Genomic DNA, 25,397 nt, shown 5'->3' with positions numbered 1-25,397 from the left:
CCGCTCAACCCCATGTTAACCTTTCCCTGCCAGACCGGATCCGAAGGCTTTTCGATCCGGCGATCCTGAAATGGGCCTGAAAAGGGAAACGACTATCATGGAAAACCTGATCCGTGTGATGGCCGATCATTGGTGGGTGCCGCTGCTCCGCGGCATCGCGGCGATCCTGTTCGGCCTGATGGCGCTGATCTGGCCGGGGCTGACCGTCTATGCCCTGCTGCTGGTCTTTGGCGTCTATGCGATCTTCGACGGGGTAATGTCGACCGTCGTGGCCTTCCGGCGCAAATCCTCGGACGACCGCTGGTGGGCCTGGGCGCTGGACGGCGCGCTGTCGATCCTCATCGGCCTGATGGCGCTGTTCTGGCCCGAGGCGACGGCGCTGGCCTTCATCATCTGGATGGCCGCCTGGGGCGTGGTCGCGGGCGTCTTTCGCATCATCGCCGCGATCCGGCTGCGGCACGAGATCGAGGGCGAATGGGCACTGGGGCTCAGCGGGCTGTTGCTGGTGGCCTGGGGCGTGCTGCTGGCTCTGGTGCCGGCGGCCGGTCTGCTCAGCATCGCCTGGCTCATCGGGCTGTTCGCCCTGCTGATCGGCGTGGTGATGATCGTGCTGGCCTTCCGGCTGAAAGGCTTGCGGACCGCCTAAGCCGTGCGGCCGCATGAGTATTTGGAAACGGTGAAAGGGTCAGGTTCCGCGCGGCTTGGCCCTTGTGGTCGGGTCGGCCTCCAGCGGGTTTTCCGGCCAGGGATGGCGCGGATAGCGGCCGCGCATGTCCTTGCGGACCTCGCCATAGCCGCCCGCCCAGAAGCCCGGCAGGTCGGTCGTCACCGCGATGGGCTTGCCGCCGGGCGACAGCATGGTGATGCGCAGCGGCCGGCCGCCGACGACCGGATGCCGCGCCAGGCCGAAAAGCTCTTGCAGCTTCAGTTCGACCGAAGGCGTCTCGTGGTCGTAGTCGATAGGCACCTTGCGGCCCAGGGGCGTGACGAAATGCGCTGGCGTCGCCTGGTCCAGCCGGCGCTGGCCGTCCCAGCCGATGCGCGCCTTCAGCGCCTCGGTCAGATCCAGCGCACGCAGGTCGGCCAAGGTCCGCACCTTGCCAAGATAAGGCAGCAGCCAGTCCGGATCGGCAAGCAGGCTCGCGTCATCGACCGGACCCAATTCCGGGATCAGCGCCATCCGCGCCCGCAACCGTGCGGCGCCGGGGGTCCAGGTCAGCCCGTTGGTCCGCAGCCCTTCGAAGGCGGCGCGGGCCAGCGCCTGCGGGTCGGGATCGTTCAGCGCCCGGTCGGCCAGCGCCAGCGCGCCAAGGCGTTCCTGCCGGCGGGCAAGGATGCGGTTGTCGCGGCGGGACCATTCCACCACCTCGACGGTCTCGATACGGTCGGGGAACAGGGCGCGGATCTCGTCCTCATCGACGGCCACCGCCATGCGGATGCGGGCCTCTCGCGCATCGCCGTCAAGATCGGTCGCGACGATCAGCCGCTGCGCGGCCAAGGCGTCGCCTTCGGGCAGCACCGCGCCCTTGCCGCCCGACAGAACGTGGCGCGGCTGGTCGCCCTTGCGGCGCAGCCCGATGCGGTCGGGATAGGCCAGCGCCGCCATGGCGCCAGGCGACAGGCCGACGCCCTCGCCCGCCATGCGGCGCAGGCGTTTTGCCTCGTCGCGGATGCGGTGCAGGACGCCGGGATTGACCGGCCAGGGGTGGCGGTCCTGATAGGCGCGCAGGTCGCGGATCGCCGCCAGCCGCAGGGCCAGGTCGGCGGGGGCGCCGGTCAGCGGGTCGCGCTCGGCCATCAGCGCCGCCAGATCGGCGGCGTCGCGCCCCGCCGTGACCAGCATATGCGCCAGCCGCGGATGCAGCGGCAGCGGCGCCAGCCGCCGGCCATGCGGGGTGATGCGGTTCTCCGCGTCCAGCGCGCCCAGATCGCGCAAAAGCGCCCGCGCCTCGGCCAGCGCGGCCTCGGGCGGCGGGGTCAGGAAGGCAAGGTCGCGCCCATCCGAACCCCAGATCGCCAGTTCCAGCGCCAGCCCGGCAAGGTCGGCCACCGCGATCTCGGGCGGGGCGAAGGCCGGCAGCGCGCCTTCTTCGGCCCGCGCCCACATGCGATAGCAGATGCCCGGCGCGACGCGGCCCGCGCGACCCCGGCGCTGCTCGGCCTCGGCGCGGCTGACGCGTTCGGTCACCAGCCGCGACATGCCCGAGCCGGGATCGAAGCGCGCCCGCCGCGCACGGCCGGCATCGACCACCACCCGCACCTCGGGAATGGTCAGCGAGGTCTCGGCGATCGAGGTCGCGAGCACGATCCGCCGTCGCCCGCCCGGGGGTTGCAGGGCCGCGCGCTGCGCCTTGAAATCCATGGCGCCGTAAAGCGGCAGCACCTCGGCATCCAGGTCCAGCATGGCCAGGACGCGGCGGATCTCGCCCTCGCCCGGCAGGAAGGCCAGGATGGTGCCGCCCGTCCCGCGCGTCGCCGCCTCGGCATCGGCGATCAGCCGCGCCGCCTCGGGGACCAGCCGGGCGCCCGCAGGAAGGGGTCGGTCCAGCCAGCGCGTCTCGACCGGAAAGGCGCGGCCTTCCGAGCGGATCACCGGGGCGCCGTCCATCAGCGCCGCGACCGGCTCGGCATCCAGCGTCGCCGACATCACCAGCAGCGCGAGGTCGGGGCGCAGCGCCGAGCGCGCTTCCCATGTCAGGGCCAGGCCCAGGTCGGCGTTCAGGCTGCGCTCGTGGAATTCGTCGAAGATCACGCAGCCGATGCCCGAAAGCTCGGGGTCGGACTGGATCATGCGGGTCAGGATGCCCTCGGTCACCACCTCGATGCGGGTGCCCGCCACCGCCTCGCCGCGGATGCGATAGCCGACGGTCCGGCCCAGGGGCTCGCCCAGCGTCTCGGCCATGCGCTCGGCCGCGGCGCGGGCGGCAAGGCGGCGCGGCTCCAGCATGAGGATGCGGCCGGGGACCGCGGGCAGCAGCGCCAAGGGCACGCGGGTCGTCTTGCCCGCCCCCGGCGGCGCCATCAGCACGGCCCGGCCATGCGCGGCCAGCGCGGCGGTCAGTTCGGGCAATACGGCGTCGATGGGCAGCTGCATTCCCGCCTTATGGCAAAGCGTCGTCGGGGCGAAAAGGGCTGCCTCTACACATCCGCCGCCGGCCTGCCTATCTTGACCCGGCCAAAGCGAGGGACGGAATGGGTATCGCCGACGATCTGATGCAGGGCCTGGGAATGTCCGACCCGGTGATCCGGCTTGGGGTGACGGGGCTGTCGCGGGCCGGCAAGACCGTGTTCATCACCTCGCTGGTGGCGAATCTGCTGGATCGCGGGCGCATGGCGGCGCTGCGGGCCGCCGCCGACGGCTCGCTCAAGGCGGCGTGGTTGCAGCCGCAGCCCGACGACACCGTGCCGCGCTTCGATTACGAACGGCATCTGGCGGCGATGACCGGCCCCGACCCGCATTGGCCCGAGGGCACGCGCCATGTCAGCCAGCTGCGCCTGTCGCTGCGCATCCAGCCGCGCGGGCTGATCGCCGGCTGGCGCGGCCAGCAGGTGCTGCACCTGGACATCGTGGACTATCCGGGCGAGTGGCTCCTGGACCTGCGGCTGATGGACAAGGATTTCGACCAATGGTCGCAAGAGGTGCTGGACCGCATGGCCGGCCGCCCCGGCGCCGAGGATTTCCGCATCGCGCTGGCCGCGACCGATCCCGCGCGCTTTGACGAAACCGCCGCGCAGGCGCTGGCCGCGGCCTATACCCGGCACCTGCATATGGCGCGCGAGGCGGGCTGGTCGGACTGCACCCCCGGCCGCTTCCTGATGCCGGGCGAACTCGACGGCTCGCCGGCGCTGACCTTCACGCCGCTGCCGCACGAGATGCGGGCGACGCCCTTGGGGCGCGAATTCGCGCGCCGCTTCGGAGCCTACAAGGCGCGGGTGGTGAAGCCGTTCTTTCGCGACCATTTCGCCCGCATCGACCGGCAGGTGGTGCTGATGGACGTGCTGGGCGCGATCCATGCCGGCCCGCCGGCGGTCGAGGACATGCGCCGCGCCATGGCCGACATCCTGACCGCCTTTCGCCCCGGCCGGGCCGGCTGGCTTGCGCAGTTGCTGGGTTCGCGCCGGGTGGGGCGCATCCTGTTCGCCGCGACCAAGGCCGACCACCTGCACCACATCCAGCATCCGCGCCTGACCGCGATCACCGCCGCCATGCTGCGCGAGGCCCGCGACCGCGCCGACTTCTCGGGCGCGCGGACCGAGGCCATGTCCATCGCCTCGCTGCGCACCACCACCGAAGAGATGATCCGGCAGGACGGCGAGGAACTGCCCGCCGTGCGCGGCACGCTGATGGACGGGCGGCAGGCGGCCTTCTATCCGGGCGAGCTGCCGGCCAATCCGGCCGAGCTGCTGGTCCCGGCAAGCCAGGGCGCGACGCGCTGGCTGGATGGCGATTATGCGATCATGGATTTCGCCCCGGCGCCCGGCACGCTGCGGCCGGGCGACGGGCCGCCGCATATCCGCCTGGACCGCGCGGCCGAGTTCCTGATCGGCGACAGGCTATAGGAGAGCGCCATGGCTGAACCTCCGAAACGGCGCGGGCCGGTGCTGATGGAAATGGGCGCGGAACCCCAGGCGCCGCGCTCCGAGCCCATGCCGGAGCCCCGCACCGACCAGCGCGACCGCAAGGCGCCGCGGGCCGAGTGGCGAGAGGGCGAACCCGCGCCCTCGCCCGCCGATGCGCCGATGATCGACGACGGGCTGGCCCCGCCGCTGCCGCAGCCGCGCACCATGCAGCTTGTCGCGCGGCTGGTCGGGCGCGGGCCGTCGCGGCTGACGCGCTTCTTCATCAATACCGGCGTGGCGCTGTTCACCTTCCTTTTGTCGGTGGCGGCGCTGCGATATCTGACGGATCTGCTGAACAGCTATCCGCTGCTCGGCTGGATCGGCATCGCGCTGATGGTGCTGTTCTGCATCGCGGCGCTGGGGATGGCCTGGCGCGAATACCGCGCCTGGTCGCGCTTTGCCGCCATCGACGGCATCAACCGCGATGCCGGGGCGGCGCTGGCATCGGGCGACCTGAAGGCGGCGCAGCATGTGGTCGGGCGGATGGAGAGCCTTTACCGCGCCCGGCCGGAGCTGGAATGGGGCCTGACCCGGCTGCGCGAGCGCAAGGGCGACGCCTATGATGCCCAGACGCTGATCGCGCTGGCCGAGACCGAGTTGCTGGCGGCCCTGGACCAGCAGGCCCGGCGCGAGATCGAGGCCGCCGCCCGCACCGTCGCCGCCGCCACCGCACTGATCCCGCTGGCGCTGGCCGATGTGATCGCGGCCCTGGCGGCGAACCTGCGGATGATCCGCCGCATGGCCGAGATCTATGGCGGCCGCGCCGGCGCCGTGGGCGGCTGGCGGCTGGCGCGCACGGTGATGACGCATCTGATCGCCACCGGCGCGGTCGCGGCCGGGGACGACCTGATCCACACCGTCGCCGGGGGCGGGCTGCTGGCCAAGGTCTCGAAGCGCTTCGGCGAGGGGGTGGTGAACGGCGCGCTAACCGCCCGGGTTGGCATTGCGGCGATGGAGGTCTGCCGGCCCCTGCCCTTCATCCACCAGCCCCGGCCCAAGGTCGGCAACCTGATCGCCCGCGGGTTGAAGGGGCTGTTCGGCGAGGACGAGGCGAAGTAGGCGCGGATCGCGCGGTCGCATGAGTATTTGGGGAACGAAGAAGGTGAGGTTCTTTCCCGGCCGCATCTGGCGTATTGATCGGGCATGAGATCGCGCCGCTTCGCCCTGTCGCTGATGGCTGCCGTTCTGGTCCTGGGCATCGGGGCCGGGGCGCGGGATCGGTTCGACGATTGGGTCGATGCGACGGCGCTGCCGCGGCTGGAGGTGCCGGTGGGGACCGAGGTCGTCGCGCGGGACGGCACCCTCTTGCGGGCGTTCCAGGTCGCGGACGGGCGCTGGCGGCTGGATGCGGGGCCGGTCGATCCGCTGTTTCTCGACATGCTCCTGCTGTGGGAGGACCGGCGGTTTCCGGGCCATTCCGGCATCGATGCACAGGCGCTGCTGCGCGCGGGCGTGCAGGCGCTGCGGCATGGCCGCGTGGTCTCGGGCGGCTCGACCCTGACCATGCAGGCCGCCCGGCTGATCGAGGACGGGCCGACCGGGCAATGGGCCGGCAAGGGGCGGCAGATGCGGTTGGCCCTGGCGCTGGAGCGGCGGCTGGGCAAGCGCGAGATCATGGAGCTTTACCTGCGCCTCGCCCCCTATGGCGCCAATGTCGAGGGCATCCGCGCCGCCAGCCTGCAATGGTTCGGCAAGGAGCCGCGGCGGCTGACGCCGGCGCAGGCCGCGCTGCTGGTCGCGCTGCCGCAATCGCCCGAGACGCGGCGGCCGGATCGTTTCCCCGAGAGGGCCACGGCCGCGCGCGACCGGGTGCTGGCGCGGGCGGCGCGGGCCGGGCTGATTTCGGATGCCGATGCGCGGGCGGCGATGGCCGAGCCGGTGCCGCGCGTTCGCCGGGCCTTTCCGGCGCTGGCGCCGCTGCTGACCGCGCGGCTGGTGCGCGAGCATCCGGGTGCCTTGCGGATCGAGACCACCATCGATGCGCGCCTGCAGCGCCGGGCCGAGGAACTGGCCTCGCGCGCCGTGCGCGGCGCCGGGCGGCGGCTGTCGGCGGCGGTGGTGCTGGCAGATCACCGCAACGGCGAGATCCTGGCCGAGGTCGGCGCGGCGGACTGGACCGATGGCGCATCCGCCGGCTTCGTCGACATGGCGCGGGCCTGGCGCAGCCCCGGATCGACGCTGAAGCCCTTTGTCTACGGGCTGGCCTTCGACGACGGGCTGGCCCATCCCGAGACGCTGATCGAGGACCGGCCGACCGTCTTCGGCCGCTGGCAGCCGCAGAACTTCGACCATCATTTCCGCGGCACCGTCAGCCTGAAGAACGCGCTGATCTGGTCGCTGAACATCCCGGTGGTGAAGCTGGCCGATGCCGTGGGGCCGAACCGCGTCACGCAGGCGCTGCGCCGGGGCGGGATCGAGCTGCGCCTGCCCGGCGAGGTGCCGGGGCTGGCCGTCGTGCTGGGCGGTGCGGGCGTGACGCTGGAGGGGCTGGCCGAGGGCTATGCGGCGCTGGCCCGCGGCGGGCGGGGCATCACGCTGTCGGCCCTGCCGGGCGCGGGCGAGGAGCGGTCGGCGCCGATGTTCGGGCCGGTCGCCGCCTGGCAGGTCGGCAACATCCTCGGCCAGAACCCCGCCCCGCAGGGCGTCCGGCAACGCGTTCTGGCCTACAAGACCGGCACCTCCTACGGGCATCGCGACGCGCTGGCGGTGGGGTTCGACGGCGCGCGGGTGGGCGCGGTCTGGCTGGGGCGGCCGGACGGGACGCCTGTGCCCGGCGCCTTTGGCGGCGATCTGGCGGCGCCGGTGCTGTTCGACCTGTTCGACGCGCTGCCCTCGGTCGCGCTGCCGCCGCCTCCGCCGCAGACGCTCACGCTGCCCAACAGCGCCCTGCCCCTGCCCTTGCGCCGCTTTGCCCCGGCGGGCACGGCCAGCGCCATGGCGGCCCGCCCCGCCGGCCCGGACGCGCTGCGCCTGACCTATCCGCCCGACGGCGCCGAGATCGACGCACGGGGACCGCTGACCGCCAAGGCGCGGGGCGGGCGCGGGCCATGGACCTTTCTTCTGAACGGCGCGCCCGCCGCCATCGCCCAGCCGCAGCCCCTGGCCAGCCTGCCCAATCCCGGTCCGGGCTTTGCCGAATTGACGGTGGTGGATGCGGATGGGGCCTCGGCGACTGCGGCAATCCGGCTGCACTGACGCAATTTGCGCGCTTCGTGATTCGCTTGATCTTTTCTTAACCGGGATTTGCGACATATTCGCACCATGCTGCGCATCAACGACCAGATCGCCATCGAGGAATGGGAACTGTCCGAACAGTTCACCCGGTCCCAGGGACCGGGCGGGCAGAACGTGAACAAGGTCGAGACGGCGGTCGAGCTGCGCTTCGAGGCCGAGCGTTCGCCGCATCTGGCCCCGCCGGTCAAGGCGCGGCTGAAGCGGCTGGCCGGGCGGCGCTGGACACAGGACGGCGCCGTGCTGATCCGGGCCGAGGAAACCCGCAGCCAGGCCCGCAACCGCGAGTTGGCGCGCGAACGGCTGGCCGAACTGATCCGCCAGGCGCTGGTGGCGCCGCGCAAGCGCATCCCGACCCGTCCGACGCTGGGCAGCCAGCGCCGCCGGCTGGCCGCCAAGACCCAGCGCGGCGAGGTCAAGGCGACGCGCGGCCGCATCCGCGATGCGGAGGACCCGGCATGATCATCGAGTTCCGCGAAAGGCTGGCGCGGCTGATCGGCCGCCGCCCGCCCGACATGCAGGTCGCCGCGCTGTGCCTGAACGAGACGACCGGCGACGTGCTGCTGGTGACCAGCCGCGGCACCGGGCGCTGGATCGTGCCCAAGGGCTGGCCCATGCCCGGCCGCAGCCTGGCCGACGCCGCCCGGCAGGAAGCATGGGAGGAAGCCGGCGTCGTCGGCCGCGTCGCCGAGACCGAGATCGGCCGCTATCACTATGACAAGGACCAGGATCGCGGCTTCGCCATCCCGGTCGAGGTGCGGGTCTTTCCGCTTTACGTCGACAGGCTGGAACGGGAGTTCCCCGAGGCGCATGAGCGCAAGCGCCGCTGGTTCACCCCCGAGGACGCCGCCCTCATGGTCGCCGAGACCGGGCTGAAGCAGCTTCTGCGCCGCCTGCCCGCAGCCAAGCACCGGCCGGCGCCCGAATGAGGCGCGAACCCCGCGAATACCGCACGCTGGACAAGGATCTGAGCCGCGTCACCAATGCCGAGCGCGCAGGGCTGCATTCTGCGCGCCCGCTCATGCGGCTGGGACTGGCGCTGATCTTCATCGCCGCCGCCAGCTATGTCGGCACCGGCTTTCTGGCGGATCAGCCCGCCCTTGGCATCCTGGCGGCCAGCATCGCGGTCGCGGCCTATCTGGCGCTGTCGATCGGCGGCAACGACGTGGCGAACGCGCTGGGGCCGGCAGTGGGCGCGGGCGCCATCGGCATGACCGCCGGCCTGCTGCTGATGGCCGCGATGGAGGTGCTGGGCGCGGTCATCGCCGGCAGCGCGGTAACCGCCACGCTGACCGAGGGGCTGGTCGGCAGCACGCTGGGCGAGGGCGAGGCGACGGCGCGGATGATGCTGGCCGCGCTGCTGGCGGCGGGCAGCTGGATCAGCCTTGCCACATGGCTCGGCGCGCCGGTCAGCACCACGCATTCCGTGGTCGGCGCCATCGCCGGCGCAGGGATGGCGACCTTTGGCGCCGGCGCGGTGAACTGGCCGGCCATGGCGATGATCGCCTTTGGCTGGATCGCCTCGCCACTGATCTCCGGCCTGATCGCGGCCGGGCTGATGGTGCTGCTGCGCATGCTCGTGCTGGATCGCGAGGATCGCATCGCCGCCGCCCGCACCTGGATGCCGGTGATCGTCGGGCTGGCCTCGGCCATGCTGGCGGGGGTGGCGGAACTGGCCTGGCACGGCTCGGGGCTGGCGGCGAATGCGATGCTGGTGCTGGTCTGCGGCGGGCTCGGCTGGCTTTATACCCGGCGGCGCATCGACCGCCAGGCGCGCGGCATGGGTGGCGGGCGTCTGGCGATGAAGCAGTTGCTGGCGGTGCCGCTGATTGCCGCGGCGCTGGTCATGGGCTTTGCCCATGGCGCCAACGACGTCTCGAACGTGGCGGCGCCGCTGACCATCATCCTCGACAGCCTTTCGGCGGGGGGCGACGACGACCTGCGCGCCCGGCTGGTGCTGCTTCTGGGCGGCCTTGGCATCGCGCTGGGTATCCTGCTGTTCGGGCGGCGGCTGGTGCATATGGTCGGCAGCCGCATCACCCGGCTGAACGCCTCGCGCGCGCTTTGCGTCTCGCTGGCGACGGCGTCGACGGTGCTGTGGGCCTCGCTGCTCGGACTGCCGGTCTCGACCACGCATGTCGCGGTGGGCGGCGTGTTCGGCGTCGGCTTCTATCGCGAATGGCGCGACCGCCGGCTGGCGGCCAGCCACGCCCCCCTGCCCGCCGAGGAACGCCGCCGCCGCCATCTGGTGCGCCGATCCTACATGCGCATGATCCTGGGCGCCTGGCTGGTGACGGTGCCCGCCGCCGCCACGCTGGCCGCGGCGCTGGTCCGAATCGTCGGGCTCTAGATCGTCAGGTCTAGGCCCGGCGCAACCCGGCCTCGCCCGCCGCGCGGGTTTCGGCAAGGGTGGCCCCCGTGCTCAGCGCCTCGGGGTCGAGCATCAACTCCAGCACCGCCAGCCTGCCCGCCGCCTGCGCCCGGGCGAAGGCATCTGCGAAATCCTCCTGCCGGGTCACCGTCTCGCCATGACCGCCATAGGCCCGGGCCAGCGCGACGAAATCGGGATTGGCCAGCGCCGTGCCCGAGACACGACCGGGATAGCTGCGCTCCTGATGCATGCGGATGGTGCCGTAATGGCCGTTATTCGCCACGATGACGATGACGGCGGCGCCATGCTGGGCGGCGGTGGAAAGCTCGTTCACCGTCATTTGCAGGCAGCCGTCGCCGGCCATGCAAACCACGCTGCGGCCGGGATGCTCCAGTTTGGCGGCGATGGCGGCGGGCAGGCCGTAGCCCATCGAGCCCGAGGTCGGCGCCAGTTGCGTGCCCCAGCGGCGAAAACGGTAATAGCGATGGACGAAGGCCGCATAGTTCCCGGCGCCGTTGGTGATGATCGCATCCGGCGGCAGATGGTCGGACAGCCAGCGCACCACCGCCTCCATCCGCACGGCGCCGGGGGTGGGGCGCGGCTGCTGCCAGGCCTCGTATGCCGCGCGCAGCCCGGCGGTCCAGCCGTCCCAGCGCCGCGGCACCGGCAAGGCGGCCAGCGCCGCAACCACCACGCGCGGGTCCGCCACCAGCCCCGGATCGGGCCGCCACAGACGCCCCAGCTCGTCGGGCGAGGGGTGGACATGGATCACCCGCGCATGCGGGCGCACCGGGTCCATCAGCTCGTAGCCGCGCGTCAGCGTGTCGCCCAGCCGCGAGCCCAGCGAAAGCACGCAATCCGCCTGCGAAAGCGCCTGCCCCAGCGCCGGGTTCATGCCGACGCCCAGGTCGCCGACATAGTTCGGATGCGCATTGTCGATATGCCCCTGGCGGCGGAAGGGCACCGCGACGGGCAGGCCCCAGCTTTCGGCAAAGCGCGCCAGGTCGTCGGCGGCCGCCTGCGACCACAGCGTCCCGCCGGGCACGACCAGCGGACGTTCGGCCCCGGCCAGCGCCTGCGCGACGGCCTCGACCGATTCCGCGGCCACGGCGGCCAGCGGCGCAGCGGGCGGCGGCAGGTCCGGCACCTCGGCCCGGGCCGAGATCATGTCCTCGGGCAGCGCCAGCACCACGGGGCCGGGTCGGCCCGACATGGCAAGATGAAAGGCGCGGGAGACATATTCCGGTATGCGCTCGGTCTGGTCGATCTCGGCCACCCATTTCGCCAGTGGCCCGAACATGGCGCGGTAATCGACCTCCTGAAAGGCGTCGCGGTCACGGTCGGCGCGGGCGATCTGGCCGACGAACAGGATCATCGGCGTGCCATCCTGCCGCGCCACATGCACCCCGGCGCTGGCATTGGTGGCGCCGGGGCCGCGGGTGACGAAACCCACGCCGGGCCGTCCTGTCAGCTTGCCATGCGCCTCGGCCATCATCGCGGCGCCGCCCTCGTGCCGGCAGACGACGTTCCGGATGCCGGATGCGTAAAGCCCGTCCAGCACCGCCAGAAAGCTTTCGCCGGGGACCGAGAACACCCGCCCGACCCCGTTCGCCTTCAGCGCATCGACCAGAATCTGCCCACCGTGCCGCATCGCCGTCCCTCCGCTGTTTTTCTGTCCGGGCAGTCTGGGCCAGCTTGCATCGAACTGGCAAGATGCCCCGTCGATCAGGGCCGATCATGCCGCCGCCATCCGTGCTCCGGCCTTTACAGCCCCGCGCGCCCGCCCTATCTCTGCCCGATCATGGCCACGAAATCCGACCCGAACTACAAGATCATCGCCGAGAACCGCCGGGCGCGCTTCGATTACTTCATCGAAAGCGATCTCGAGGTCGGCATCGTGCTGACCGGGTCCGAGGTGAAAAGCCTGCGCACCGGCCAGTCCAACATCGCCGAAAGCTATGCCTCGGTCGAGAATGGCGAGCTGTGGCTGATCAACGCCTATATCGCCGCCTACAAGCAGGCCGGCGTCTTTGGCCATGAGGAGCGGCGGCGGCGCAAGTTGCTGGTCTCGCGCAAGGAACTGGCGCGGTTGTGGCAGGCCATCGGGCGCGAGGGCATGACGCTGGTGCCGCTGGTCATGTATTTCAACGACCGCGGCAAGGTGAAGCTGAAGATCGGCGTCGCCAAGGGCAAGAAGGTCGCCGACAAGCGCGAAACCGCCGCCAAGCGCGACTGGAACCGGCAGAAACAGCGTTTGCTGAAGCAGGGTTAAGCCTTGCCGCCCCGCGCGGCTGCGGTTACATCGGTGTCGTTTCTGCGCGCGCGGGAGGAAGGCCGATGTCCACCGATTCCGACGATCCGAAAGTGCTGGTCTCGACCGACTGGCTCGCCGCCCATCTGAGCGATCCCGACCTGCGCGTCATCGACGCCACCTGGTTCCTGGAGCCTGGCCGCGATGCGCGGGCCGAATACATGGCCGCTCATATCCCCGGCGCCCGCTTCTTCGACATCGACGAGATCGCGGACAAGCGCAGCGAACTGCCGCATATGGCGCCCCAGCCCGAGATGTTCATCAGCCGCATGCGCGCCATGGGCATCGGCGACGGCCATCAGGTCGTGATCTACGACAATTCGCCCGTGCGCTCGGCGGCGCGGGTCTGGTGGACCTTCAAGCTGATGGGCAAGCAGGACGTGGCGGTGCTGGACGGCGGCTTCGGCAAATGGCTGGCCGAGGGCCGCGAGATCGAGGACATGCCGCCGATCCTGCGAGACCGCCACATCACCGTGCAACGCCAGGCGGCGCTGGTGCGCGACGTGACCCAGGTCGCCGCGGCCAGCAAGCTGGGCGACCACGAGATCGTCGATGCGCGCTCGGCCGAACGCTTCCGCGGCGAGGCGACCGAGCCGCGGGCCGGCCTGCGCTCGGGCCACATCCCCGGCTCGAAAAGCCTGCCCTTCGGCCGGCTCTACGACCAGGACGGCACGCTGAAATCACCCGATGCGCTGCGCGCCGAATTCGAGGCCGCCGGCGTGGACCTGTCGAAACCCGTCATCACCACCTGCGGCTCGGGGGTGACGGCGGCCGTGCTGTTCCTGGCGCTTGAACGCATCGGGCACCGGGACCATTCGCTTTATGACGGAAGCTGGGCCGAATGGGGCAGCTTCCCCGACCTTAAAATCGCAACCGGAGACGCGTGATGCTGGGCAATCTGAAACCGCAGGCCCCCGACAAGATCCTGGCCCTGATGGGCGAATTCAGGGCCGATCCCCGCCAGGGCAAGATCGACCTGGGCGTGGGGGTCTACAAGGATGCCACCGGCCACACCCCGATCATGCGGGCCGTCCACGCCGCCGAGCAGCGCATGCTGGAAACCGAGACCACCAAGACCTATGCCGGCCTCTCGGGCGAGCCCGAGTTCCAAAAGGCCATGGGCGAGCTGATCCTGGGCGACGGGCTGAAATCCGAGACCACCGCGACGCTGGCGACGGTCGGCGGCACCGGCGCCCTCCGGCAGGCGCTGGAACTGGCGCGCATGGCGAATCCCGACCTGCGGGTCTTCGTCAGCGATCCGACTTGGCCGAACCATGTCTCGATCATGAATTTCATGGGCCTGCCGGTGCAGACCTATCGCTATTTCGATGCCGAGACCCGCGGCGTCGATTTCGAGGGCATGAAGGCCGACCTCGCCGCCGCGAAAAAGGGCGACGTGGTGCTGCTGCACGGCTGCTGCCACAACCCGACCGGCGCCAACCTGACGCTGGATCAATGGGCCGAGATCGCCTCGATCCTGGAAAAGACCGGCGCGCTGCCGCTGATCGACCTGGCCTATCAGGGCTTCGGCGACGGGCTGGAAGAGGACGCGGCCGGCACCCGGCTGATCGCCTCGCGCATCCCCGAGGTGCTGATCGCGGCCTCGTGCAGCAAGAACTTCGGCATCTACCGCGAACGCACCGGCTGCCTGCTGGCGCTTTGCGCCGATGCGGCGACCAGGGAGCTGGCGCAGGGCGCCATGGCCTTCCTGAACCGCCAGACCTATTCCTTCCCGCCCTTCCACGGCGCCAAGATCGTCTCGACCGTGCTGACCACGCCCGAGCTGCGCGCCGACTGGATGGCCGAGCTGGAAGCGGTGCGCAGCGGCATGCTGCGCCTGCGCGAGCAATTGGCGGGCGAGTTGCGCGATCTCAGCGGTTCGGACCGTTTCGGCTTCGTGGCCGAGCATCGCGGCATGTTCTCGCGCCTGGGCGCCACGCCCGAACAGGTCAAGCGCATCAAGGAAGAGTTCGGCATCTACATGGTGGGCGATTCGCGCATCAACATCGCCGGGCTGAACGACAACACCATCCCGATCCTGGCCCGCGCCATCATCGAGGTGGGGGTCTAAGCCACCGCAAGGGCGCCGGAGACGGCGCCCTTTTTCGTTCCGACCTGTCGACCAGGACAGGCCAGGTGCGACGACAATCCAGTTGCGAGACGCGAACCTGCTGCCTAGAACTAGCGCGTAAGTGGTTGTTCAAGAGGTTGCAATGTCAGAGAGTTTCGTTCCGTCCAGCCTGGACGAGGCCATCGAATTCTGCCAGTCGGCGATGCCGCTGCGAAAGATCAGGGACTTTCTGGACCGCACCGCCCTGTCTGCCGATCTCAAGGCGCTGCTTTACGATCTGGCGCAATTCACCGTGAAGGTCGGAGAGGTCGTGGTCGCCATCGGGCGGCGCATGATCAGCATCGCCATGTGGCTGGCGCAGACGATTCCCAATACCGCCCTTGGCGTGGCCGTCGCGCTGGCGTTGACAGCGGTAATAGGAACGGTGCCGGTCATGGGGGGCCTTCTCGCCGTAGCATTGCAGAAACTGCTGCTGCTGATCGGCCTCACGGCAGGCGCGATCGAGGATCTTCGCCAGCACGCGATGAAAGATGCGATGGACCGCATGGCCCGGCAGTTCGCGGCTTTCAACGGCGGGGTCGTGGCATGACAACGGAACAGGACCAGATCGGTGAATTCGACGACGTGAAACGCGTCATCGCCAACGACCTGAAATTCAAGGCCCGGCTGGGCATCCGCGAGGATGCCTTTGCTTCGGTGAAGCTTGGCAAGACCATCGGCAGCCTGTCGGAGGTGGGTGGCGCCGCGGCTACCGGGGCCGGTATCGCGCAATCGGGCATGGTCGCATCGACCTTCTTTGCCAAGTCGGGATTGATGGCCGCTCTGGGCATCGGGGGTGCGGCGGCGACTCCGGTGGGTTGGGTCATCGCCGCGGCGCTCGCCAGCGGTGGCGCCTATTACGGGGTGACGAGGCTGTTCAAGGGCTACGAGGATTCCCGCGTCGATGTGGTCCCCCGGTTCCTGAACACCCCCATCGACCTGCTGGGCGCCTCGATGCTGGACCTGATGGGTTCGCTGTCCCTGAAGGTCGCGGCGATGGACGGGCAGGTCGATCCGCGCGAGGTCGCGGTCATCCGCGATTATTTCGTGGATGACTGGGGTTATGATGCCGATTATGTCGATCATGCGCTATCGGTGCTGCAAGCCAATGCCGACAAGTCCCGGCTGGCCGAGATGACCCAGGCGCTGGCCGAATTCGTCCATGCCAATCCCGACTGCAAGTTCACCGCCATCCAGCAGGAGATCAAGGTGCTGCTGCATGAGATCGCCCAGGCCGACGGCAAGCTGGACGAGCGCGAGGACATGGCCATCGAGCGCATCCTGCGGGCGCTGGACGAACAGAATTCGATCCGCGCCTCGATCGGTCGCGCGGCCTCGGGGACGGTTGCGGCGGCATCCTCGGCGGCGGGCTGGATCGGCAGCAGGTTCGGCCTGGGCAAGACCTAACGCTTCAGCTTACGGTCGATATATTCCCGCAATTCCTCGATCTCGGTCAGGCTTTCGCGCAGTTGCCCCTGCGCGGCACGCAACTCGGCCTCGGTGGTCGAAAGCCGGGCGACCAGATCGGCCTCGCGCGTCTCAAGCTCGTCCACGGCGCGGTCACGGGCCTCCTCGGCCTCGTGCAACTGCTGGGCCATGCTCTCCAGTTCGCCCATCTCGGCACGGGTGACACGCGACAGGCGATGGATCAGCCAGCTTGCGAACCAGCCCAGCATGAAGGCGGCGAACAGGATGATCGCGGTGGCGACGATGAATTCGGTGCGGTTCATGCGAAGGGCTTCAGGGCAAGGGGTTGCGGATCACGGCGCCGAGGCCGGTTCGGGACGCGGCAGGGGGCGGTTCACATGCAGCGCAGCGCGCGCGGGCATCGTCGCCGCCTCGATGGCGGCGCCGACCAGCGCCTCCTGCACCGCGCGGGTGGCGGCTTCGGCAGGCTCGACCAGTTCCGCAGCCTCCGGCAGCAGGCTCGCGGCCGGCAGGGTCGCGGCCCGCAGCGCCGGCAGTTCCGGCAGCGCGGCCTCTTGCGCGGGCCGGCTGGCGACGCGCGACGGATCGATCCCCGACACCAGCAGCCGGACGGGCTCGGTCGCGGCGAACAGCGCCGCCTCGGGGTCCGTGGGCACGCCCAGGGCGGGACCGATGGCGGCGGTCGCGGCATGCAGCGCCGCGGCCGTGACCCGCGCCGCCACCACCTCGGGACTGTCGGTGACGCCCTTGACCAGTTCGGCGGGGGCCGGAGCTTCGGTCACGACCGGATCGTCGGCCAGCAACAGGAACTCGATGCGTCGGTTGGCCTCGCGCCCGGCATCGGTGTCGTTATCGGCGATGGGCTGGCTCTCGCCATATCCCTTGGCGGTCATGTTGGCGGTGTCGATGCCCGCCGCGGTCATCGCCGCCAGCACCGCCTGCGCCCGGGCGCGCGAAAGCTCGGCATTGAACCTCTCGGAGCCCTGCGAATCGGTATGGCCGCCGATCTCGATGCGGAAATCCGCGCATAGCTTCATCGTCTCGGCCAGCCGTTCCAGCGTCGGCCCCGGATCGCCCGCGATGACGGATTTGTTCGGCTCGAAGCCGATCTCGGACTGCTGCATCGCCGCATTCAGCCGGTCCACGCATTCGATGCCCGAGGGCAGGCCCAGGAGCGGATCCATGCGCCGGTCGTAACGGATCGCCAGCTCATAGCGCGCGCCGGCGCCCAGCCGCTGCGCCAGCCGCGCCGCCGCCATGTCCGAGGCGGTCTGGCTGCCCGAGACGCCGCTGATCCGCACCAGATCCCGCGTCACCTTGGCCTCGCCCCGCGCCAGCCCGTCCAGCGCCTCGAGCGCGGCGATGGCGCGCAGCGTCCAGCCCTCGGGGACCGAGACATCGCTGCGCAGCGCGCTGTCCACCTGGCCGAAGCGTGCCCGTGCCAGGCTTTCCACGGCGTCGCGCATACGCTCGTCGGTGATGCGGCCGCGCAGGCTGACGCCGCCAGGATCGACCAGGGCAGAGAACTCGGCCGGCCCCGCCTCGGCCTCGCCGGGTTTCTCATGCCGGGCGGCCAGCGTGAAGGCCGGGGGCAGCGCCGCTTCCAGCCGACCCACCGCCTCGTCGAATTGCGCCGCCTCGACATCGGCGGGGGCGAACAGCGCCACATCCGTGTCCGAGATGGTGACCGACCCCGCGCCCAGCGCCTTGATGGCGCGGATGGCCGGGACGGCGGCATCGGCCCAGCGGGGCGAAGGCGCGCCAAGCCCCAGCGTGCATTGCGGCTGGTCCGGCACGCCGGCATCGCGCCCGGCCTCGAGGATGCGGTCGCGGGCGGTTTCGGTATCGGCGGCGCAGGCATCGAAGCGGGTGCCGGTCGCATCCTTGACGAAACGCAGGGTAAAGGGCGCGATCACCGGCCGCGGCGCGGTGATGTCGGCGGTCAGCGTCACGCTCGCCGGCTTGGCACGCTGCAGCGCCGTCTCCAGATCGCGTTTCTCGCGCGGGCTGTCGGCGATGGCGCGGATCGAGACCTCGCCGGCCGCGATCGAGACCTTGGCGCGCTTGGCCAGTTGCGCGGCCTTCAGGCCGAAGGCAAAGGCGTCCTCCCAGCCATCGGGGACCGGATAGTCGGCGCCTTCCATCAGGTCCGAGACCTGGGGCGCGCCGGTCTGGCGCTTCAGCCGCTCGACCAGCGCGACGCGGTCCAGGCTGGCAGGCACGAGGCCGATGATCGAAATGCTCTGGTCGTTGCGCAGAAGCTCGATCTCGAAGGCCGGGGTGGCCAGCTCGGCGCTGGCGGCGACCTGCATCTTGTCGATCACCCGGCCCGAATCGACCACGGTTTCGGCCCGGGCACGGGCGCGGAAACGCTGCACCTCGTCCGGGGCGATGCCTTCGAGCTGGACCTGCAAGCCGTCGGTCCTGACCTGCACCCAGTCGTAATCGGCCAGCGCCGCGCGCAGATCCTCGGCCGAGCGGGTCTCGACGAAATCGGCGGCCGCACGCGCGCCCAGAAAGGACAGGCCGGCCGCCGCCGCAAGGGCGATCAGGCTGGCGGCAAGGACAGGAGCCCGACGCGCGGGTCGCTGGGGATTGGCCATCCGGGGAACCTTCGGGCTGTTTCCGACCCGCCGCATGTAATCCCTGCGCCGACTTTTCGCAATCAGACCAGCCCCGCCAAGGCGAGAAACAGCGCAACCACCAGCCCGGCATCGCGGTTCGAGCGGAAAAGCCGCAGGCAGCCGGCACCATCCGCCATGTCGAATTGCCGCAACTGCCAGGCCAGATGCGCAGCGAAACCCGCGACGCCCAGCAGGCCCAGCGTCAGGCCCAGCCCCTCGGGCGCCGCCGCCATCACCGCCAGTCCCAGCAGCAGCACCGAGGCGGTACCAAAGCCCGCCAGCCAGCGCGGCGTGTCGCGCCCGAACAGCCGGGCGGTGGACTTGACGCCGATCAGCGCGTCGTCCTCGGCGTCCTGATGGGCATAGATCGTGTCGTAGAAGATCGTCCAGGCGATGCCTGCAAGGTAGGCCAGCACCGGCGCCGGGGCCAGGTTGCCCATATGCGCCGCCCAGGCCAGCAGCACGCCCCAGTTGAAGGCGAGGCCCAGGAACAGCTGCGGCCACCAGGTGAAACGCTTGGCGAAAGGATAGATCGCCACCAGCAGAAGCGAGGCCACGCCCAGCGCGATGGCCGCACCGCCCAGCGTCAGCAGGATGGCGAAGCCGGCCAGCGACTGGGCGACCAGCCAGACCATCGCCCCCCGGACCGTCACCTGCCCCGAGGGGATCGGCCGCGAGCGGGTGCGCGCCACCTTGTCGTCGATGTCGCGGTCTGTGATGTCGTTCCAGGTGCAGCCGGCGCCGCGCATCAGCACTGCGCCCACGCCGCAGGCCACGGCGATCCACAGATCGCGCCAGCCGGGGCTGCCCGCGATCATCGCCAGCCCGATGCCCCACCAGCAGGGCAGCAGCAAAAGCCAGGTGCCGATCGGCCGGTCGGCGCGGGACAGGCGTAGCCACGGCCTCCAATCGGGCGGTGCGTAGCGGTCCACCCAATTGTCCGGCGGCGCGTCGGCGACGGTGCTTGGGCCCTCTGGCGTCGGCCCCTCTGGCGTCCGGTGGTCGGTCTGCATTAGGCTGCGCCCCATCATGGCGAAAATCAGACTGTTCATAGATCACCCATTGGCCGAGGGACAAGGCATCGAGCTGAATGCCGACCAGTCGCATTACCTTTCCTCGGTCATGCGGCAGGGTGCCGGGGACGAGATCCTGGTCTTCAACGGGCAGGACGGCGAATGGCTGGCGCGGATCGAGCGCATCGCCAAGCGGGGCGGCGCGCTGGAGGCGCTGCGGCAGACCGCGCCGCAGTTGAACCCGCCCGACCTGTGGCTGGTCTTTGCCCCGATCAAGAAGGCGCGCACCGATTTCATCGTGGAAAAGGCGGCCGAGATGGGCGCCGCCCGCATCCTGCCGGTGCAGACCGACCACACCAATTCCGAACGCATCCGCCAGGACCGCTTGCAGGCCCATGCCGTCGAGGCGGCCGAGCAATGCGGCGGCACCCATGTCCCCGAGGTCTGCGACCTGGTGCCGCTGTCGCGGCTGCTGGACGGCTGGGATGCCGGCCGGCGCATCCTGTGGGCGGACGAGGCACTGGCGGGGCCGGCACAGGTGCTGTCCGGCCTGCCGCGCGGACCTTGGGCGATTCTCATCGGCCCCGAGGGCGGCTGGTCCGAATCGGAGCGCAAGCGGCTTTCGGCCATGGATTGCGTCACGCGCATCGCCCTGGGGCCGCGAATCCTGCGCGCCGACACCGCTGCCGTGGCGTCACTGGCGCTGTGGCAGGCCAGCCTGGGCGACTGGCGCTGAACGATCCGGTTTGAATTGTGCAATCTTCCTGCGGGAAAACGACCCCGCGCGGGAGAATTTTGCGATGCGGCGTCATTTCCGGCCGCTTGCCGCAAAAAGTTAAGAATTCCGGTCCCTTATGCACGCGCTGCATGGCAGAGATGCCGGTTTGTCCGTGGTTTTCGCAAACTGCCCGGCCTATATGCTTTTGCATCAACGAAGCGCCCGATGAGCGGGCAATGATCTCAAGGTGAAAACTATGTCGGCGATTGACACGAACCGCATCCATGGCGGGGCGGGCTCTCTCGGTATTGGCTCGAAAATCTGGGCGGCCCTGTCCGCTTGGAACGATGCGCGCGTGACCCGCAATGCGCTGAGCCGTCTTACGGATCGCGAGCTGGACGATATCGGTCTGTGCCGCGGCGATATCGAACAGATTGCGCGCGCCCGCTAAGCAGCGGTTGAAGACGCGAAATCGGCTGCGTGGGAAACCGTGGCAGACCCTTTTCCAGCCCTGACCGGGCAAGACGACCAGGCGGCCCCGCAAGGCCGCCTTTAGTATTTTCGGCGCCCCTCAGCCGCGTCTGACGACCAGGGTGGACCATTCGCCCATATCGTCGCGCCGCTCCAGCGCCAGCCCGCCTGCCGCATAGGCCGCGATTACTTCCTCGGCCTGGGTGGCCAGGATGCCCGACAGGATCGCCCTGCCGCCCGACGCAAGATGACGTGCCATATCCGGCACCAGGTCGATCAGCGGCTGCTTCAGGATATTGGCGAAAACCAGGTCGAAAGGCGCCGCGTTCTCGATCAGCGGATGGTCGAAGCCGACCGCCTCGACACATTCGACGCGCCCGTCCAGCCCGTTGGCGATGACATTGGCGCGGGCCACGTCCACCGCCTGCGGGTCGATGTCACCCGCCAGCACGATCACCGGGAACGACCGCGCCGCCGCCATGGCCAGAACCGCCGTGCCGCAGCCGATGTCGACGATACGCCGTAGCTCGACGCCCTCGGCGATCAGCCGGTCCAGCGCCAGCAGGCAACCCTTGGTCGTGGCGTGATGGCCGGTGCCGAAGGCCATTGCCGCCTCGATCAGCAGCGCCTCGGCGCCCGCGGGCACCTTGTCGGCATCATGGCCGCCATGGACGAAGAAGCGTCCGGCCTCGACCGGCGAAAGCTCGCGCCGGACATGGGCCACCCAATCCACCTCGGGCAGTTCCGAGACCACGAAGGGCTCGGCGTTCCAGGCCGCAGCCAGAAGCGCCAGGGCCACGTCGTCGGGGGCCTCGGTGAAGTAAAGCCCTACCTCCCAGCGGTTCGAGCCGTCCTCGATCTCGAAGACGCCGCTGCCGACGGGCTCGGGGGTCAGATCCTCGCCCGCCTCGGCAAGCGCCTCGGCCGCCTCGCGTCCGATGGTGTGGGTCAGCGCGGTCCAGGTCGCCATTCAATATCCCTCGGCTATGTCGGTCAGGGGTGCTTTGACACCCGTGCCGCGCAAGCCGCAATAGCCATCTGGATAACGGTCGAGATATTGCTGGTGATCGTCCTCGGCCCGCCAGAACGGACCGGCGGGAAGGATCTGCGTGGTGATGTCGGGATAGCCCTGCACGGCCAGCCGGTTGCCGTAATCGGCCTTGGAAAGCTCCGCCGCCGCCTTCTGGCTGTCGTTGAACACCATGATCAGCGAGCGGTATTGCGAGCCCACGTCGTTGCCCTGGCGGTTGCCCTGGGTCGGGTCGTGGTTTTCCCAGAAGATCTGCAACAGCCGCTCATAGCTGACGCGCGAGCTGTCATAGACCACGCGCACCACCTCGGCATGGCCGGTGCCGCCGGCGCAGACCTGCTTGTAGCTGGGATTCTCGGTCGTGCCGCCGGCAAAGCCGACCTCGGTCAGCCAGACGCCCTCCTGCTGCCAGAACAACCGTTCGACGCCCCAGTAACAGCCCATGCCGAAGATCGCCTGATCGTATCCTTTCGGCATTTCGGCATCGAGCGGGCGGCCGAAGATCCTGTGAATGGGGGCATTCATGGTTGCGTCCTTTCGCATGTCCTGCCGCATTAGGTAGGCGCGGCGGCATCGTCCTGCAACGCCGGAATGCGGGCGCGGGTTGCAGCCGGCGGGTCGCGTCGTGCAGATTGCAGGCCGATCCCCCTTGCAGGAGGCCCAGATGCGACCCGGACCGCGAAACCTGATCACCGACGTGCCCGGCCTGCGGGTCGGCAATGCCCGCGACGACGCCCTGCGATCGGGTGCGACGGTGCTGCTTTGCGAGACGCCCTTTGCCTGCGGCTTCAACGTCATGGGCGGCGCGCCCGGCACGCGCGAGACCGAGCTGCTGGCCCCCGACAAGCTGGTCGGCGGGGTCGATGCGCTGGTGCTGTCGGGCGGCTCGGCCTTTGGGCTTGCCGCCTGCGACGGCGTCTCGGACGGGTTGCGCGCCATGGGCCGCGGCTTCCAGATCGGGCCGGTGCGCGTGCCCATCGTGCCCGGCGCCATCGTCTTCGACCTGCTGAACGGCGGCGACAAGGATTGGGACGCCAACCCCTATCCCGCGCTTGGCCGCGCGGCACTGGCGGCGGCCGGCGCCGATTTCGCGCTTGGCAGCGAGGGCGCGGGAACGGGCGCGCTAACGCATCGCTGGAAGGGCGGGCTCGGCTCGGCCTCGGCGATGCTGGAGGGCGGCATCACCGTCGGCGCGCTGGTGGTGGTGAATGCGCTGGGATCGGTGACGGCGGGCGAGACCCGGCAATTCTGGGCCGCGCCGTGGGAGCTTGCGGGCGAATTCGGCGGGCTGGGCCTGTCCGGCCCCTACCCCGCCGGCGACGAGCCCAACCCGGCGAAGCGGCTGGGCGAGGCCACGACCATCGCCATCGTCGCGACCGACGCGGCGCTGGACAAGGCCGGGCTGACGCGGCTGGCGACGGCGGCGCAGGACGGCATGGCCCGCGCCATCGTACCCAGCCACACGCCTTTCGACGGCGATCTGGTCTTTGCCGTCTCGACCGGCACGAAGCCCCTGCCCGATCCGGCGCTGACGCCGTTCCGGCTGGGCCATGCCGCGGCCTGCACGCTGGCCCGCGCCATTGCGCGCGGCGTCCATGCGGCAAGCCCGCGGCCGGGCGACCTGCAACCCTGCTGGCGCGAGGGGTAGGCTCTATTCCACCGTCACCGATTTCGCCAGGTTGCGCGGCTGGTCCACATCCGTGCCCTTGGCGACCGCCGTGTGATAGGCCAGATACTGCATCGGCACGGCATAGAGGATCGGCTGGAACAGCCCGCCGCCCGGCGGCATGGCCAGCCTGGCGTGAATGCCGTGACCGCCCGTCTCCAGCCCCTCGGGATCCGAGATCAGCAGCACCTGCCCGTGCCGCGCCATGACCTCCTGCATGTTCGAGACGGTCTTTTCGAACAGCGCGTCGCGCGGGGCCAGCACCACCACCGGCACGTTGCGGTCGATCAGCGCGATGGGGCCGTGCTTCAACTCGCCCGAGGCATAGCCCTCGGCATGGATGTAGCTGAGTTCCTTGAGCTTCAGCGCCCCCTCCAGCGCCACCGGGTAAAGCGCGCCGCGGCCCAGATACAGCACGTCCTGCGCCTCGGCCAGCCAGCCGGCCAGGCGGCGGCATTCGTCGCTGACCGTCAGCGCCTGGTTCAGCAGCCCCGGCAGCGCGCGCAGATCGGCAAGATGCGCCGCCAGTTCGGAATCCGTCAGCCGGCCGCGATCCCGCGCCGCCTTCAGCGCCAGCACCGCCAGGACCGCAAGCTGGCAGGTGAAAGCCTTGGACGAGGCCACGCCGACCTCGATCCCGGCCAGCGTCGGCAGGGCGATATCGGCATCCCTCGCGATGGCCGAGGTGCCCACGTTGACCACCCCCACGGTGCGGGCCACCTTGTCGCGGGCGTAATGCAGCGCGGCGAGCGTATCCGCCGTCTCGCCCGACTGGCTGACGAAGATCGCCCAGCTTGCCGGCGAAAGCGGCGGCTCGCGATAGCGGAACTCGGAGGCCACATCCAGGTCGCAGGGCAGGCCCGCCAGCGATTCGAACCAGTAGCGCGCGACATGGGCGGCATAGAAGGCGGTGCCGCAGCCGACCAGCGTCAGCCGGTCCACGTCGCGGAAATCCAGCGCCTCGGGCAGCACGATCCGGTCGCCCTTGATATAGTGGTTCAGCGCATCGCCCAGCACCACCGGCTGCTCGGCGATCTCCTTGGCCATGAAATGCCGATAGCCGCCCTTGTCGATGCGGGTCGCGCCCACGTCGATCTGCTGGATCTCGCGATTGGCGGGGCGGCCCTCGGCGTCGAAGATCTCGGCGCCCGAACGGCGGATGACGGCATGGTCGCCATCCTCCAGATAGGTGATCCGGTCGGTAAAGGGCGCCAGCGCGATGGCATCCGAACCCAGGAACATCTCGCCCTCGCCATGGCCGACGGCCAGGGGGCTGCCCTTGCGGGCGGCGATCATCAGGTCGGGCTCGCCCTCGAACAGGAAGGCCAGCGCAAAGGCGCCGTCGAGCCGCGCCAGCACCGCCCGCGCCGCCTCGACGGGGGCAAGGCCCTGCCCCATGTGCCACGCGGTCAGCAGCGCCACCGTCTCGGTATCGGTCTGCGATTCCGGCTGCATCCCCAGCCGCGTCACCTCGTCGCGCAATTCGCGGAAATTCTCGATGATGCCGTTATGGACCACGGCCACCGGCCCGCGGCGATGCGGATGGGCGTTGGCCTCGGTCGCGGCGCCATGGGTCGCCCAGCGGGTATGGCCGATGCCGGCGTGACCGGCCAGCGGCTCGTGCACCAGCCGGTCGGACAGGTTCACCAGCTTGCCCACGGCACGGCGGCGATCCAGATGCCCCGAGGCATCCACCGTCGCCACCCCGGCGCTGTCATAGCCGCGATATTCCAGCCGCTTCAGCGCCTCGACCAGCTGCGGCGAAACTTCGTGATCGCCCAGAATTCCGATGATGCCGCACATG

At 70.1% G+C, this 25,397-nt stretch carries 23 protein-coding genes; 15 read left to right on the top strand and 8 right to left on the bottom strand.

What is annotated here, in order from left to right; translation table 11 throughout:
* Window positions 1-97 precede the first annotated feature (97 nt).
* On the top strand, window positions 98-646 hold the full coding sequence (locus tag QPR87_RS06115; protein WP_011746986.1) for an HdeD family acid-resistance protein: 549 nt from the start codon (window positions 98-100) through the stop codon (window positions 644-646).
* Window positions 647-685: 39 nt separating this feature from the next.
* On the opposite strand, the gene hrpB is transcribed toward QPR87_RS06115, so the two are convergent.
* A complete protein-coding gene (hrpB, locus tag QPR87_RS06110) occupies window positions 686-3,094 on the bottom strand; it encodes an ATP-dependent helicase HrpB (protein WP_285048761.1) in 2,409 nt (802 codons plus the stop codon).
* A gap of 98 nt (window positions 3,095-3,192) precedes the next feature.
* On the opposite strand from hrpB, the gene QPR87_RS06105 reads away from it, so the two are divergent.
* The 6 genes from QPR87_RS06105 (at window position 3,193) to QPR87_RS06080 (ending at window position 10,201) form a co-directional block, all read left to right on the top strand.
* The gene (locus QPR87_RS06105) at window positions 3,193-4,560 is read left to right on the top strand and encodes a YcjX family GTP-binding protein (RefSeq protein WP_285048760.1); all 1,368 of its coding nucleotides are present in this window, start codon (window positions 3,193-3,195) and stop codon (window positions 4,558-4,560) included.
* 9 nt (window positions 4,561-4,569) lie between these two features.
* The gene (locus QPR87_RS06100; RefSeq protein WP_011746983.1) at window positions 4,570-5,679 is read left to right on the top strand and encodes a YcjF family protein; all 1,110 of its coding nucleotides are present in this window, start codon (window positions 4,570-4,572) and stop codon (window positions 5,677-5,679) included.
* Window positions 5,680-5,763: 84 nt separating this feature from the next.
* The gene (gene pbpC, locus QPR87_RS06095) at window positions 5,764-7,815 is read left to right on the top strand and encodes a penicillin-binding protein 1C (RefSeq protein WP_285048759.1); all 2,052 of its coding nucleotides are present in this window, start codon (window positions 5,764-5,766) and stop codon (window positions 7,813-7,815) included.
* A gap of 66 nt (window positions 7,816-7,881) precedes the next feature.
* Complete coding sequence (gene arfB / locus QPR87_RS06090) at window positions 7,882-8,313, top strand: alternative ribosome rescue aminoacyl-tRNA hydrolase ArfB (RefSeq protein WP_011746981.1); 432 nt, start codon at window positions 7,882-7,884, stop codon at window positions 8,311-8,313.
* A complete protein-coding gene (locus QPR87_RS06085; RefSeq protein WP_285048758.1) occupies window positions 8,310-8,780 on the top strand; it encodes an NUDIX hydrolase in 471 nt (156 codons plus the stop codon). The genes arfB and QPR87_RS06085 overlap by 4 nt, the downstream gene beginning before the upstream one ends.
* On the top strand, window positions 8,777-10,201 hold the full coding sequence (locus QPR87_RS06080; RefSeq protein ID WP_285048757.1) for an inorganic phosphate transporter: 1,425 nt from the start codon (window positions 8,777-8,779) through the stop codon (window positions 10,199-10,201). The genes QPR87_RS06085 and QPR87_RS06080 overlap by 4 nt, the downstream gene beginning before the upstream one ends.
* A gap of 10 nt (window positions 10,202-10,211) precedes the next feature.
* Here QPR87_RS06080 and QPR87_RS06075 read toward each other — a convergent pair whose 3' ends face one another.
* Window positions 10,212-11,873, bottom strand: a complete 1,662-nt coding sequence (locus QPR87_RS06075; protein ID WP_285048756.1) for a thiamine pyrophosphate-binding protein — start codon at window positions 11,871-11,873, stop codon at window positions 10,212-10,214.
* Between the two features lie 150 nt (window positions 11,874-12,023).
* Here QPR87_RS06075 and smpB point away from each other — a divergent pair, with 150 nt between their 5' ends.
* The 5 genes from smpB (at window position 12,024) to QPR87_RS06050 (ending at window position 16,050) form a co-directional block, all read left to right on the top strand.
* A complete protein-coding gene (smpB, locus tag QPR87_RS06070; protein ID WP_011746977.1) occupies window positions 12,024-12,494 on the top strand; it encodes an SsrA-binding protein SmpB in 471 nt (156 codons plus the stop codon).
* Window positions 12,495-12,559: 65 nt separating this feature from the next.
* Window positions 12,560-13,420 carry a 3-mercaptopyruvate sulfurtransferase gene (gene sseA / locus QPR87_RS06065; protein ID WP_011746976.1) on the top strand — a complete coding sequence of 287 codons (861 nt, stop codon included), beginning with the start codon at window positions 12,560-12,562 and terminating at the stop codon, window positions 13,418-13,420.
* Window positions 13,420-14,604: an amino acid aminotransferase gene (locus tag QPR87_RS06060; RefSeq protein WP_285048755.1), complete on the top strand. Its 1,185-nt coding sequence runs from the start codon at window positions 13,420-13,422 to the stop codon at window positions 14,602-14,604. The genes sseA and QPR87_RS06060 overlap by 1 nt, the downstream gene beginning before the upstream one ends.
* Window positions 14,605-14,746: 142 nt before the next feature.
* Entirely contained in the window at window positions 14,747-15,193 is a 447-nt protein-coding gene (locus QPR87_RS06055) for a hypothetical protein (protein ID WP_285048754.1), read from the top strand.
* Window positions 15,190-16,050: a TerB family tellurite resistance protein gene (locus QPR87_RS06050; RefSeq protein ID WP_285048753.1), complete on the top strand. Its 861-nt coding sequence runs from the start codon at window positions 15,190-15,192 to the stop codon at window positions 16,048-16,050. The genes QPR87_RS06055 and QPR87_RS06050 overlap by 4 nt, the downstream gene beginning before the upstream one ends.
* On the opposite strand, the gene QPR87_RS06045 is transcribed toward QPR87_RS06050, so the two are convergent.
* The 3 genes from QPR87_RS06045 to ubiA form a co-directional block, all read right to left on the bottom strand.
* Entirely contained in the window at window positions 16,047-16,373 is a 327-nt protein-coding gene (locus tag QPR87_RS06045) for a hypothetical protein (RefSeq protein ID WP_011746972.1), read from the bottom strand. The genes QPR87_RS06050 and QPR87_RS06045 overlap by 4 nt on opposite strands.
* Window positions 16,374-16,403: 30 nt before the next feature.
* On the bottom strand, window positions 16,404-18,674 hold the full coding sequence (locus QPR87_RS06040) for an OmpA family protein (RefSeq protein ID WP_285048752.1): 2,271 nt from the start codon (window positions 18,672-18,674) through the stop codon (window positions 16,404-16,406).
* A 62-nt stretch (window positions 18,675-18,736) separates the two neighbouring features.
* Window positions 18,737-19,708, bottom strand: coding sequence for a 4-hydroxybenzoate octaprenyltransferase (gene ubiA, locus QPR87_RS06035; protein ID WP_011746970.1), 972 nt, complete (start codon window positions 19,706-19,708; stop codon window positions 18,737-18,739).
* 16 nt (window positions 19,709-19,724) lie between these two features.
* Here ubiA and QPR87_RS06030 point away from each other — a divergent pair, with 16 nt between their 5' ends.
* Window positions 19,725-20,444: a 16S rRNA (uracil(1498)-N(3))-methyltransferase gene (locus QPR87_RS06030; protein ID WP_011746969.1), complete on the top strand. Its 720-nt coding sequence runs from the start codon at window positions 19,725-19,727 to the stop codon at window positions 20,442-20,444.
* Window positions 20,445-20,682: 238 nt separating this feature from the next.
* A complete protein-coding gene (locus QPR87_RS06025; RefSeq protein ID WP_011746968.1) occupies window positions 20,683-20,877 on the top strand; it encodes a DUF1127 domain-containing protein in 195 nt (64 codons plus the stop codon).
* A 120-nt stretch (window positions 20,878-20,997) separates the two neighbouring features.
* Here the strand turns inward: QPR87_RS06025 and QPR87_RS06020 are convergent, their stop codons facing one another.
* The gene (locus tag QPR87_RS06020; protein ID WP_285048751.1) at window positions 20,998-21,867 is read right to left on the bottom strand and encodes a 50S ribosomal protein L11 methyltransferase; all 870 of its coding nucleotides are present in this window, start codon (window positions 21,865-21,867) and stop codon (window positions 20,998-21,000) included.
* Window positions 21,868-22,452, bottom strand: a complete 585-nt coding sequence (gene msrA, locus QPR87_RS06015; protein ID WP_104491381.1) for a peptide-methionine (S)-S-oxide reductase MsrA — start codon at window positions 22,450-22,452, stop codon at window positions 21,868-21,870.
* Window positions 22,453-22,591: 139 nt separating this feature from the next.
* Here msrA and QPR87_RS06010 point away from each other — a divergent pair, with 139 nt between their 5' ends.
* On the top strand, window positions 22,592-23,575 hold the full coding sequence (locus QPR87_RS06010) for a P1 family peptidase (protein ID WP_285048750.1): 984 nt from the start codon (window positions 22,592-22,594) through the stop codon (window positions 23,573-23,575).
* 3 nt (window positions 23,576-23,578) lie between these two features.
* On the opposite strand, the gene glmS is transcribed toward QPR87_RS06010, so the two are convergent.
* A complete protein-coding gene (gene glmS / locus QPR87_RS06005; RefSeq protein ID WP_011746964.1) occupies window positions 23,579-25,396 on the bottom strand; it encodes a glutamine--fructose-6-phosphate transaminase (isomerizing) in 1,818 nt (605 codons plus the stop codon).
* Window position 25,397: the final 1 nt, after the last annotated feature.

The sequence above is a fragment of the Paracoccus sp. SSJ genome (assembly GCF_030234105.1).
GTDB lineage: Bacteria > Pseudomonadota > Alphaproteobacteria > Rhodobacterales > Rhodobacteraceae > Paracoccus > Paracoccus denitrificans.
The sequence above is the reverse complement of the archived record's forward strand: the minus strand, read 5'-3'. Positions and strand labels throughout refer to the sequence as shown.